Below are 13,083 nucleotides of genomic sequence, written 5' to 3' on the forward strand. Positions count from 1 at the left end.
TTTTAAAATTGATAAGAAACCGTCATCACGTAATTTCTTGGCGCTCCTGGAAAAAGTCTGAGATAATTCTGAGCACCTATCCAGTAGGTTTTGTTGGTCAGATTATTGACATTAAGTGATACCCGGATACCTGATTTTGCAGGAGAGTAGTAAAATGCTGCATCCAGAGTCGTATAGGCAGGAAGTTCGAAACTTCTGGTAAACCAGGGGATTTTTGAACTTTGATAGAGAAGCCCGGCACCGATACCAAAATCTTTTATTGCATTTATTTTTGAAAAATTATAGCGTGTCCAGAAATTTACCGAATTTTTGGAGGTATTTTCTTTTCTCTGCCCGATCAGTCGCTGGTCAGCATCATTGATTATTTTAGCATCTATGTAACTGTAACCGCTGTAAATATGCCATTGGGGAAGAATGTACCCGGTAAATTCGACCTCAAATCCCCGGCTTCTGTCTGCTCCTCTCTGGGTAAGTTCGTCCGGTTGTGCCGGATTATTGGCGTTGATCAGAATATTTTTTTGGTTAATCTCATATACGGCCACGTTAACTGACATATTCCTGAAAAGTCTTGCCTTCATACCGATCTCTTTTAAATTTGAGGTTAACGGTTCGAACAGGGCTGCGGATTTTGATCCTGTAAAGCCCGCTGTGTTCGGCATTAATGAAATAGTGTTGGATTGTGGCTGATATCCGGTAAGATACGTTCCGTAGATATTCATATAATCCGTGAGGCTGTACGTGATTCCTAACCGGTACAGCAGTTTTTTATTGCGGAATGAGGATTCATCAGATTCTTTAAAACCGGTAATATCTTCAAACCATTCCTGTCTGATTCCTGATAATATTTTGAATTTTCTCCAGGTCAGTAAATGCTGGATGTATAAAGCGTGAGTTGTTGTAAGAGCCGAAGGCAGAGCCGTTATCACATTAATATGATCAAACCCGATACCTTCATGATTTTGAGCACCCGGATTCAGGTCAAAGGGAGTAGCATTGGGTTTGGGTAATAAAATTCCGTTATAATTCACTGTCTGATAAAGAGCAGAATTGGCAGGATTATATGATGAAACAGCAGAGCCGTCCATCAGAAGAAATCCTCTTGCTGCCTGCTGCTCACCGCCTTTCCGTTTTTCCCACTGATGTTGATCATAACCGATCAGCGCCTGGTGCTCTGCATTTCCCGTTTTAAAGTTGAAATTAAAATAAGCGTTGATGTTGTCTACTTCCCAATGCTGTTTTCTTTTAGCAAACTGCATCATTGCAAGATTGGAAACAGGATTATTATTGATATCCGGAACAAAAGAATTCGTGGTACGGTGTTCCTGCAGATTTTCTTTCCAAAGCTGCTTCATGTAAGAGGCATTAAAATTTATGGATTTATTGAAGCGGTGTACAAAACTACCCATGATGATAAATTCTCCTGTCTTAAAGAAATCGTCCGGTGCAGCGAGGTTTAAGGTCTTTGGAGTGCTTGAGAGATCTGTTTTTCCCGCGACAGCTCCGAAAATAGGCTGGCCTCTGTCAAGACTTCCATGAAGATTATTAATGATCATCTCAACATTGACAGAGGTTTTTTCATTGGGTACAAATGTTACAGAAGGAGAAATTAATATTCCGCTGTTAGTTACGTTATCTCTGAAAGATTCAGCATTCTGATAAGCGCCGTTAAAACGGTAGAGCAGGGTTTTACTCTTGTTAAGCGGTCCTGTAAGGTCGGTTGTTATCCTGTAAGTGTCAAAACTACCTGCTGATGCGCTGATATTGTGGTGAGGTTTCTGTAGAGGTTTTTTGGTGACCATATTGATGGTTCCGCCCGGATCTACACTCGACATGGTAATACTTGCAGGCCCTTTAAAAACTTCTACCCGTTCTATATTGGATGTCATAGGCTGTAAAAAATAATACTGCCGCGTACGCATTCCGTTGATGATCTGTCCTTCTTCATTTTGACTGATCCCACGGATATTGTACTGATTGTAATAGCTTGAAGGAGAAACGCCACTTACATTTTTCATCACGTCACCCAGCTGGAAAGCCTGGCGGTCTGTGATGAGTTCTTTTGTAACGGTATTGAGGGTTAGGGGTAGATCTTTATTTTTTATCAGTGTTTTAGTAGCTGCATATGAATAATCAGAAGTATAATCTTTAGATTTTCTGCCGATAATTTCTACAGTCTGTATGGTTGCAGCAACAGAGTCCTGTATATTCTGAGCAATACATAAAAAGGGTGATGTAATCAGTAATAAAGTTGAAAACTTTATGAGTTTACTGGAGGTAACCGCAGCGGTCTCCAAAGTATAAAAATTACGGATGAACATGAAAGTTGTTTTGAAGGCAACATAAGCCCTATTAATAAAAGGATATCCCCACATGGATATTGTACGGATTCCATGATAAAATAATGCAGATTAAAATAATCTGTAGAGAAGAAATTGCAGCAAAAGTTTTGCTATGCAGAAAAGCAGAATGGTGGTGCCCTTGAGCTGAAAAAATCCAGCGTACAGCGATAGGTAAAAGTCTTCGGTTCCTCTAACTGATGATTGTTGGTCGTACTTATTTCAAAATCAATTGACTGATGTTCAGATAAAAGTACATGATTCATTGAGAGGTGAAGAGCGCATTGACATCTGTCATCCTGATAAAATTTTGTTTCTCCTTTTGTTTTATGATGATCTCTGTTAAGAATACTGCGGCTGCGCGTATGCTGAGTATGTTCTATGCAGACACCGATTCCGCTCGCCTGATATAAAAATATAAGCAACAGGGTAGATACAAAAAAGAATCTGAATATTTTCTGCATAAAAAGAATGTGCAAAAGTACAATTTATTTTGAAATGATATAAGTATGAATTAAACAGCCTCAGTTATTATCGGTTGTATGGGTGTCGCAGAAAGCTGACAGATTCTTACAAATACCCAATCTGAATAATGTCAAATTTTGAGTTTAGAAATAATAAGATAAAATATTTTAATTTTATTAAGATGTTTTAAACTTTTGGTCAACTAATTGCATATAAGTGATTAATATGTTAAGACTTATATTTCTAATCATTAAATAACTGCCATGGATATTTCATATTACGACTTTAAAAATTTACCGGATAAAACCCAATACGATATGGTTTTAAGCCAGGGAAAAATGATCAATGAGAATGTAGTAAGTAATTCACGTTATGTACTATACGAATTTTCCAGTTTTTCAGTAGAAATTATCTACAGTTTATCTAAAAATGCAATAGCGGGTAAAAATATTTATCTCAACAGGGCTGCATATTCTGCATGACCGTAAATTATACATAATGTATCTTTTTATCTGTATCCGTACTGTAGTCTTTAGTGTTTTTTAATATATTCATAAGTTTTTCTGCCGCAAATCTGCCCATCTGATATCCATCATTGATCTGATATTCGTAGGTTTCATCGAGGTATTTCGGAAGCGTGCCTCCGCTTATTGCCACTACTTTTTTATCAGTGTTGTTCATATTTTTTTTAATTAACAGGCTGTGCAGTCCCATAAGGGTCTCATCACTCATGGCAAAAAAACCATCGAAAGAATGATTTTCCAGTAACTGATCCACTTTCTCCTTGACCAGATCAGCCGACTTACAAAATATAATCTGTGCCTTAACTTCAGGAAATTCTTTCATTTTTTTGCTGAAAGATTGAAGTCTGCTTTGGGTAATTTCTAAATTTTCATCACCAAAAATTCCAAGTACGTTTTTGCAGCCATGTGTGATAAGCTTTTCGGCAGACAGTTCAGAATTTTTTTCATTATCAAAAACAACTGAGTTAAATAAGGTCTGAGGTACCGTTTTATCAAAAATAACTGCCGGAATTTCCATTTCAACCAGTTTATTCAAATGATCACAGGTCTTCGTTTCATTTGTGAGAGAAATGAGAATTCCGTCTACTCTTGAGTTGATACAGGTTTCTATGTGATCCTTTTCAGACTCATACGAATCATTCGAGGAAAGAATAAAAAAGTGATATCCTTCTTTATTGAGAACAGATGAAATCCCGTTGATGATGGATGGAAGGAAAAACATCGATATTTCAGGAACAATGAGACCAATCACTTTGGATGATTTTTTTCTGAAATTTATCGCAAAGTCATTAGGGACATAATTAAAGGTTTCAGCAGCCTCTCTTACTCTTATTTTCACAGAATCACTGATATCAGGATGATCCTTCAACGCTCTGGAAACAGTTGATATATTTATTTGAAGCATTTCTGCCAGGTCTTTTATGGTCGTTCTTTTCATTTTGAGTTACAGCGTCAATTATCGGGAGAAATTAAGAATAAATAGGTATTACTTTTTTGTTAATATTTGTTAAATAAATACAGTTATTATCTTAATTAAATGTTAAAATTTTAAAAAGTTATCCACCGCAAACGTTTGCGCAAACGTTTGATATTTTCTTTCCGTTAACAATTTGTTTAAATCTGTTTTTTGATACCACAAAAAAAATACTTTTGAGACATAACAAAAAACTCAAAAAATTATGGACTCACAGGTAGTAAAGAAATTACTGGTTTTCGGGACAATGAATATTGCAGCATTTATGTTTTCCCAGACTGCTGTAACCGATACCGTATCAATAAGAGATAAGACGATTGATGAAGTAGTCATTACCGGGAATTCCAATCCCAAAGCTTCGATTAAAACCAGTACTTCAATCTCCACTTTAAAGTCAGCAGATATTATCAATGCTGCCCCGCGAACAACAGCTGAAATTTTCAGGACTATTCCCGGGATACGTGCAGAATCTTCCGGAGGTGAAGGAAATTCAAATATTACAGTGAGGGGAGTTCCTGTTTCTGCAGGAGGTTCAAGATATCTTTTAATTCAGGAAGACGGTCTTCCGGTCATGCAGTTTGGAGATATTGCGTTCGGAACCCAGGATCAGTTTACAAGATTTGATTCCTTTGTTTCCCGGGTGGAAGCGCTGAGAGGAGGCTCTGCATCTGTATTTGCCTCAAACTCACCGGCAGGGATCATTAATTTTATCACTAAAACGGGCGAGAAAGAAGGAGGGAGCATTACCCAGCAGGTAGGATTGAACTATAAAAATTTCAGGACAGATATAGATTATGGAACTCCGCTGGGTAAAGATTTTTATATTGGGGTAGGCGGTTTCTACAGAGGAGGTGACGGTCCTAGAAAAACAGGATATACATCCAATAACGGAGGGCAGTTCCGGTTGTCTTTACTGAAGAAATTTGAGAGGGGAAGTATCCGGGTTTATGGTAAATACCTCGACGACCGCACAGCTGCCTATATGCCGATGCCTGTAGCGGTTTCAGGATCAGATTCAAATCCGGACTACAGTTCTCTGAGCAGTTATAATATTCTGACAGGTGCTCTACAGTCTTCTAATTTTAGAAATGACGTTACTTTTGGCGACAACGGGCAGATCCTGAAAAGTGATATCCGTGATGGAATGCATTCCGTATCAAAAACAGTGGGATTGGAATTTAATTATGATCTTGGTGCAGACTGGAAGATCGATGCCAAAGCAAGATATGCCGCAAATGACGGTCAGTTTTTAGCACCGTTTCCTGCCGCAGTCGGCAGTAAATCTGAAATTTTGGAATCTGTTGCGGGATATGGAAGCGCAGTCTATGCAGGAACCAATACGGCAGTTGACAGCAATGCAAAATATATGAAAACAGTCTTGTTTAATACGAAACTGAATAATCTGAACAATTTTTTCAGTGATGTCAACATCAGTAAAAAATGGAATAAAGTGAAGATGAATACCGGTGTTTATAACAGTACCCAGAACATCAATCTTTCATGGAACTGGAATACTTACCTGATGGAAGTGTCTGATCATAATGCCCGGTTGGTGGATGTTGTAAGCAATACCGGAACTAAAATTACAGATAACGGGCTTCTTAACTACGGAGTTCCGGCTTTCGGAGGGGTGAACAGGAATTATGATACCAAATATTCAGTGATTGCTCCGCATGCTCAGGTAGAAATCAATCCTGTAGAAAATCTTACCCTTGATCTCGGTGCAAGATATGATTTCGGTAATGTTTCGGGCAGCTTTTCAGGAACAAAAAATACAACACGGATCATCGATGTTAACCAGAACGGGACCCTTGAAACGCCTGAACTCGCAGTAGCAGTTGTTGACGGAACTGTTCCTGTCGATTATAAATACGGTATTTTCGGATATTCATTCGGAGCTAATTACGCCCTTAATTCCCGGAATGCGGTTTTCGCAAGGGTAAGCCAGGGTGGAAGTGCTTCTGCCGACAGAATTCTTTTTGCAGGTTATAATTATACGAATAATGATGATCCGGCTTTAGATGCAGTAAAAGTGAATAAACTTAATCAGATCGAAGTAGGATACAAACTGAGAGGTTCAAATTATTTCCTGAATACCACCTTATTTCAGGCAAGAACGATTGAAGCCAATTACGAAGCAACCACCCAGCTCAGAACAGAAAATAAATATGAATCATTTGGGGTAGAGCTTGACGGTTTTTATAAAATCAGTAAGAATTTTGATATCAAAGCCGGGCTGACCTACACCAACGCTGAAATTAAAAATGCAATTGATCAGACCATTATTGGGAACATGCCGAGAAGAACACCAAAGGTCATGTATTCTTTCAACCCGAATGTGAATATTGAGAAATTGAGCTTCGGTATCTTTGCAGTTGGATCTACAAAAGCATATACGCAGGACAGCAACAAACTGATCATGCCGGGTTATATTATTGTTAATCCATACATCTCGTACAGATTACTGAAAAATCTGACACTTAATGTAAATGCAAACAATGTATTCAATGCATTGGCTGTAACAGAGGCAGAAGAAGGAACTTTACAGGGGACCAACGGAATCGTCAGAGCCAGAACCCTGCCGGGAAGAACTTTCGCTGCGAGCGTGAAGTTTGACTTTTAATCATCCATGAATAAAGTCTTACCTAGAAAAATAATAAATTTATAGTAGAAACTGACAGCATCTTTTTGCTGTTGGTTTTCTTTAATCCTATTGATAAAATATATGTTTACTAAAAAAGCCTTAAACGTTATAAAGCAGGCCATTTCAGATCAGGGTATTCTTGCATCTTCTGAAAGAAAAGACAATTATGCGAGAGTCTGGTCAAGAGATTCTATGATGACAGGAATTACCGGGATCCTAATTAAAAACCAGATGATTGTGGATGGTTTGGGAAAATCAATAAGAACACTGGCAGATTATCAGGCAGAAAACGGACAGATCCCTTCCAATGTTGATGGGGAAAAGGTCAGCTACGGTACTCTTGTCGGGAGAACAGATGCAACAGTCTGGTGGATCATCGGAGCGTGTGAATATATTATATATACAAAAGACGAGGTCTTAAAAGAAACTTTAAAGGAAAAAATAGACAAAGCTTTTTCATGTCTTAAAACATGGGAATTTAACCAGAGAGGTCTTATTTACAGTCCGTTAGGCGGAAACTGGGCAGACGAATATGTTACCTCCGGTTATGTACTGTATGATAATGTTCTCCGCTACTGGGCTTTCAAAAATGCAGCGGAAGTATATGATGATAAGAAGCTGATAGATCTTGCTGAAGACACCAAAAAACTGATTGAAACCAATTTCAGGAAAAATAATTCTGACGAAAATAAATACCATCCGGCTGCCTATCAGAAAGCAGAAGAAAAACCCTATCTGTGGGCATCTCTGAATGCCAACGGCTATGATGAACGTTTCGATCTTGCAGGAAATGCTCTTGCCGTTTTTCTGGGATTTGATGTAGACCTGGAAGGTTTTACACAATTTTTAGATAAGTTGAATGTAGAATTTAATCATTGGATGCTTCCTGTCTTTTATCCCATTATATTTCCACAGGATGCTGACTGGAATTTACTGGAAAACAATTACAGTTATGATTTCAAAAATCAGCCCTATCAGTTTCATAACGGAGGGTCATGGCCAATTTATCTTGGATGGCTTTGCCTGGGACTGAAGAAAAGAGGATACCGTGAAATTCCTTTAAAAATCCTGAACCAGTATGAGACACTTCTCAATGAGAAAGGCTCAGGTTTCAGAGAATATTATTCAACAGACCTGCTGATCCCGTCAGGAACAGACCAATTGTGTTTTTCAGCTTCAGGATATCTTCTGATGAAGATTTAATTTCTGGACAGATCAATTGTTAACGGAAACTATTTATTTTTAAAACAGATTAAAAGATGATTGGAGATGTAATTAATTTAGAGCAGAAGCATTTGGATACTGCAGAAAATATTTACAGGATTATAAAGCAAAATGATGCTTATCCCGAAAAAATAGCTGTAGGCATCTGCGGGGAAAGCGGAAGTGGAAAATCAGTTACGGCTTTTGCTCTGAAAAAAGTTTTTGATGAAAACGGGATCAGAAGTTTCGTGATTCAGATGGATGATTATTTTAAACTTCCTCCGAAAAGTAACCATGAGAACCGGCTGAAAAGCTTTGAAAATGTGGGACCGCATGAAGTTCATTTAGATCTCATTCAGGAAAATGTAAAAGCCTTCAAAGATGGCAGCATGACGGTTAAAAAACCTTTGGTTCATTATCAGGATAATTCGGTTACTGAGGAAACTGTTGACACAGACAATATTGCTGTTCTTATTGTTGAAGGAACATATGTGTTGAGTATTGATGAATTTGATTTCAGTATTTTCATAGACCGTAATTATAAAGATACCTATGAAAAACGCATGGAAAGAAACCGGGATGAGCAGAGTGATTTTGTTGAAAAAGTGTTGGATATCGAACATAACATCATCCGTCAGTTCAAACAAAAGGCAGATATCATACTGGGAAAAAATTATCAAATTATTAAGCCGTAAGTGATGAATAAAAAAATAATTCCTAAGCTCAGCTTTTGGCAGATCTGGAATATGAATGTCGGATTCTTCGGAATCCAGTACAGTTTTGGTCTTCAGCAGACTGCTGTCAATCCGCTGTATTCTTTTTTGGGCGCTCATGCAGATCAGCTTCCCATCCTTAATCTCGCAGGACCCGTAACCGGACTGCTTATTCAGCCGCTGATCGGAGCCATCAGTGATAAGACCTGGAGTGTGAAGTGGGGGCGCCGGAAACCTTTCTTCCTGCTTGGCGCTGTTTTTTGCAGTTTGGCACTTTTCGTTTTCCCTTTCAGTTCTTCCATTTGGATGGCAGTAGGATTGTTGTGGATTTTAGATGCAGCGAACAATACCGCTATGGAACCTTACAGGGCTTTTATCGGGGATAAACTTCCTGAAGAACAGCAGACATACGGCTTTCAGATGCAGAGTCTCTTTGTAGGGGGAGGGATCACGCTCGCTAATCTCTCCTTATTTGTTTTTCAGAAATACTTCGGAGGGAGCTCAGCAGCAGGAGGTATCCCTGCCTGGGTATACTATTCGTTTTTTCTCGGATCTTTCTGTTCGATCGCGTCTGTAGTATGGTCGGTTTATAAAACCCCGGAAATTCCTCCGACAGAAGAAGAACTCATCAAGCTGAAAGCTGAAAAAGAAAATGATACGGTTTTCACCCCGTTTGCTGATATTTTTACAGCGATTATCAAAATGCCGAAAATACTCTGGCAGTTGGCATTGGTTTATCTTTTTCAGTGGTATGCGCTCTTCTGTTACTGGCAGTTTGCTACGCCCATGATCAAACAGACCCTCTATCATGTTTCTGAAAATGATGAGCAGAAAGCAAATCATTTTATCGAACTTTCAAAAAATGGACTTTCGGTATCTCAAAATGACCTGTCATGGGCGAAGAATATTCTCAATTTAGTAGAAACAGCAGTAGGTCAGACGGGACTGATGAATGGTTTTTATAATTTTATCACCATGATCTCAGCACTGATGCTCATCCCTTTTGCACTGAAATATTCCTCCAAAAATGTATACGTTTTCTGTCTTTTTGCTACAGGGATTTCATTGTTGATCTTACCTTTCATCCATAATGAATTTCTGATCCTCTTACCCATGGTTCTTTTCGGGATAGGCTGGGCAGCAATGATGGGACTTCCATATTCAATGGTTTCACCATCTATACCGGCAGAAAAAAGAGGCGTTTATATGGGAGTGATCAATATGATGATTGTTATTCCGATGCTGATCCAGACCGTATCGTTCGGTTTTATCTATAAAAATTTTCTGGGGAATGATCCCTCCAATGCAATTATCATGGCAGGTGTTTTATTTTTACTGGCATCTGTTTCTGTGACGCTGATAAAAGTAAAGAGGGGAGTACAAGATTAATTCTGTAGATCTAAGTTAGTCAATATACAGAGTCAGGTCTGTTAATGTATTATTTTTAAAATAAAGCATTAACAGACCTGACTATTTAAGCTTTAATATAAGCTGATTTTATTCCAACAGCCATATTTCAAATAAACTTCCATTTTCCAGCGGCTTATAATTGAGGTATCCTCTGTGTGCTTCAACAATACTTTTACTGAGCGTAAGACCTATACCGGAACCACTGATTCTGGTAGTGAAAAAAGGAAGAAAAATCTTGTCTTTGATTTCATTGGAGATCCCGCATCCGTTGTCCTCAACGCCGACCACAATTCTTCTGTTCACTGTTCTGATATCTGTTTTAATAATCTTTTCAGAATTATCTGCAACGGCACATATTGCATTGAGGTAAAGATTTATCAGACATCTTTCTATCATTTTCTCATCTGCAGAAACAGTGTGGTTTTCCAGTGAATTGATAAGGGTAATATTATTTTTTTTGAATTCAGGTTTCAGGAAATTTAGGGCAGATTCTACAATTTCAGTCAGGGAGATGATTTTGAAAACAGGTTTCGGCAACTCTGCAACCTGCCGGTAATCATCCACGAAATTCAGCAGTTGTTTTGATTTGGAATTGATGATCGTCAGGCTTTCTTTCATATCCTGCTGATCTTCTTTCTCAATCACTTCCTGATTAGCAATGTATTCCAGATTCTGAATCAGGCTGTTGACCGGAGTAAGCGTATTCAGAAGTTCGTGAGAGATTACTTTCATGAGGTTATTCCAGGCAAGCTTTTCTTTCTGCTCAATAATTTTCTGAACAGATTCCAGGCTGATGATGCAGAAACGGTTTTTGATATTCTGTACTTTTTTAGTTCTCAGGGAAAATGACTGTTTTACATTTTCATTGATTGAAATATCGAAAAATTCCTGAGAGTTCTCAAAATTTGTCTGTAGGATAATTTTATAGAATTCCGGCGTCTTAGCCTGATACAAATTCCACGAATTATATTTTGGGATTTCCAGGATCTCCAGGAAGACAGGGTTCACGTAAAAGACCTCCCATTCGTTATTTTTTTCGGAAAGAATCATCAGACCTATTTCCAGTTGATTCAGAATCTCCTCATAAAGAAGTTTGTACGAAGAGAGCGAGAGATGTTCTTCTTTACTTTGATAATAAAGTTTTACAGCAGTATCTGACAGGTTATTGTTTTCTGATTTCGGGTAAAGAGAAAAGTCTTTTTTTTGAATTGCCAATAATATTTTTTCGCTTTTCAGAATAAAAGATAAAGCTGAAATTTGCGCTAAAACGATGCATCCCGCAGCTATACCTGTGAATAATCCAAAGTTGATCCACCTGCTCTGTAAATAAAAATCAAAGGCGAAAATACCGCTGACAACAGCCAGGAGAATAAATAGTAAACCGATTAACTGATGTCTGTTCATCTGCAATTCAAATTTTGAGATACCGGATCCGGTATTTTATTATAGATATCTAACCTTTACGTTCTTCAGAGTTCAAATTTTTCCATTCTCCGGTAAAGTGCCGCTCTGGATAAGCCCAGATCTTCAGCAGCAAGAGAAATATTTCCCCTATTTTTTTTCAATGCTTTTTTAATGAGAATTTCCTCCATTTCTTCGATATTAAGGCTCATGACTGTCTTTTCTGAATCTTCATCCTGAGGCATCAGCAATTTAAGATTTTTTTCGCCGGAGAGAATCACACTTCTCTCAATGCAGTGATCCAGTTCACGGATATTCCCGGGCCAGCTGTATACAGTAAGTTCGTTTATCAGAGATTCGCTCAGATTCAGATCAGTTTTGTGGTATTTCTGCCTGTATTTTTCCAGGAAGTACTTGGCCAGCATCGGAATGTCTTCCAATCGGTCTCTCAAGCTCGGAATCTGCAGTTCCACGGTATTGATCCTGTAATAGAGATCTTTTCTGAAACGGTTTTCCGATACCGCTTTTTTCAGGTTTTCGTTGGTGGCAAAAATAAAACGTACATCCAGCAGCCTCTCTTTGCTTTCGCCTAATCTTGATAATTTCCTGTTTTGGATCAGGCTTAATAATTTGGTCTGAAGGTGGAGTGGCAGATTTCCGATCTCATCCAGAAATACGGTGCCGTTCTGTGCGTTCTCAATCTTCCCGGAATAATCCTGATTCGCATCCGTAAAAGCCCCTTTTTTATAACCGAATAATTCAGCTTCAAACAGATTCTCGGAAAGACTCCCCAAATCGATGTGAACAAATGGCTGGTTTTTTCTTTCAGATAATTCGTGCAGATGCTCTGCAAGAACATATTTTCCCGTTCCGTTTTCTCCCAGAAGCAAAACATTTGCATCCGTAGGAGCAACCCTGGTAATCTGATCCATCACTTCCTGCATTGCATAAGATTGGGTATCCAGCTGATACTGATTGGTCTTTATGCTGACGTTTTCCCACTGATTCAGTTTTTTGTTTTTGCGTGAAATATCAACAGCAAGATTTACGGAAGCATAGAGTTTTTCATTATTCCACGGTTTAAGAATAAAATCTGATGCTCCGTTTTTTAATGCTTCCACCGCCAGCTCCACTTCGCCGTAAGCAGTCATCAAGATAATGGGCAGCTGAGGTTCCAGTATTTTGATTTCCTGCATCCAGTATAATCCGTCTTTTCCGCTTTCAAAACCTTTTTTGAAATTCATATCCAGAAGTACGGTGTCAACCTGCTGTTCGGCTAAGAATTTTAAAATATTTTTCGGCTGACTCAGACAGCTGACCTCAGTGAAAAATTTCTTGAGCCAGACTCTCGCCGAAAATAATATATCCTCGTCATCGTCAACAATTAAAATATGAGCTTCTTTTTTTCGCATTT

10 protein-coding genes are annotated in these 13,083 nt (G+C 38.4%); 5 read left to right on the top strand and 5 right to left on the bottom strand.

The genetic code is table 11. The annotated features are described in order from the left end of the window. Window positions 1-2: 2 nt before the first annotated feature. Together AC2A07_RS11285 and AC2A07_RS11290 are read right to left on the bottom strand one after the other, a co-directional pair. Entirely contained in the window at window positions 3-2,318 is a 2,316-nt protein-coding gene (locus tag AC2A07_RS11285; RefSeq protein ID WP_484050483.1) for a TonB-dependent siderophore receptor, read from the bottom strand. A 131-nt stretch (window positions 2,319-2,449) separates the two neighbouring features. After that, window positions 2,450-2,800 carry a hypothetical protein gene (locus AC2A07_RS11290; RefSeq protein ID WP_484050484.1) on the bottom strand — a complete coding sequence of 117 codons (351 nt, stop codon included), beginning with the start codon at window positions 2,798-2,800 and terminating at the stop codon, window positions 2,450-2,452. Between the two features lie 264 nt (window positions 2,801-3,064). Between AC2A07_RS11290 and AC2A07_RS11295 the strand changes: the two genes are divergently transcribed. Continuing rightward, on the top strand, window positions 3,065-3,283 hold the full coding sequence (locus tag AC2A07_RS11295) for a hypothetical protein (RefSeq protein ID WP_314490192.1): 219 nt from the start codon (window positions 3,065-3,067) through the stop codon (window positions 3,281-3,283). A gap of 7 nt (window positions 3,284-3,290) precedes the next feature. Here the strand turns inward: AC2A07_RS11295 and AC2A07_RS11300 are convergent, their stop codons facing one another. Continuing rightward, window positions 3,291-4,262 (bottom strand): LacI family DNA-binding transcriptional regulator, encoded by a 972-nt coding sequence (locus AC2A07_RS11300; RefSeq protein WP_484050485.1) that lies wholly within the window; start codon window positions 4,260-4,262, stop codon window positions 3,291-3,293. Between the two features lie 241 nt (window positions 4,263-4,503). Between AC2A07_RS11300 and AC2A07_RS11305 the strand changes: the two genes are divergently transcribed. The 4 genes from AC2A07_RS11305 to AC2A07_RS11320 all read left to right on the top strand — a co-directional run bounded on the left by AC2A07_RS11305 (window position 4,504) and on the right by AC2A07_RS11320 (window position 10,247). Then, entirely contained in the window at window positions 4,504-6,921 is a 2,418-nt protein-coding gene (locus tag AC2A07_RS11305; protein ID WP_484050486.1) for a TonB-dependent receptor domain-containing protein, read from the top strand. A gap of 102 nt (window positions 6,922-7,023) precedes the next feature. Further along, window positions 7,024-8,145, top strand: coding sequence for a glycoside hydrolase 100 family protein (locus tag AC2A07_RS11310; protein WP_484050487.1), 1,122 nt, complete (start codon window positions 7,024-7,026; stop codon window positions 8,143-8,145). Between the two features lie 56 nt (window positions 8,146-8,201). Continuing rightward, entirely contained in the window at window positions 8,202-8,840 is a 639-nt protein-coding gene (locus tag AC2A07_RS11315) for a uridine kinase family protein (RefSeq protein ID WP_484050488.1), read from the top strand. A 3-nt stretch (window positions 8,841-8,843) separates the two neighbouring features. Next, on the top strand, window positions 8,844-10,247 hold the full coding sequence (locus AC2A07_RS11320) for an MFS transporter (protein WP_484050489.1): 1,404 nt from the start codon (window positions 8,844-8,846) through the stop codon (window positions 10,245-10,247). A 108-nt stretch (window positions 10,248-10,355) separates the two neighbouring features. Here AC2A07_RS11320 and AC2A07_RS11325 read toward each other — a convergent pair whose 3' ends face one another. Both AC2A07_RS11325 and AC2A07_RS11330 read right to left on the bottom strand, forming a co-directional pair. Continuing rightward, window positions 10,356-11,672: a sensor histidine kinase gene (locus tag AC2A07_RS11325; RefSeq protein WP_484050490.1), complete on the bottom strand. Its 1,317-nt coding sequence runs from the start codon at window positions 11,670-11,672 to the stop codon at window positions 10,356-10,358. A 65-nt stretch (window positions 11,673-11,737) separates the two neighbouring features. Beyond that, entirely contained in the window at window positions 11,738-13,081 is a 1,344-nt protein-coding gene (locus AC2A07_RS11330; RefSeq protein WP_484050491.1) for a sigma-54-dependent transcriptional regulator, read from the bottom strand. Window positions 13,082-13,083 lie beyond the last annotated feature (2 nt).

The sequence above is a fragment of the Chryseobacterium sp. HNCC26DJ238 genome, assembly GCF_057180465.1.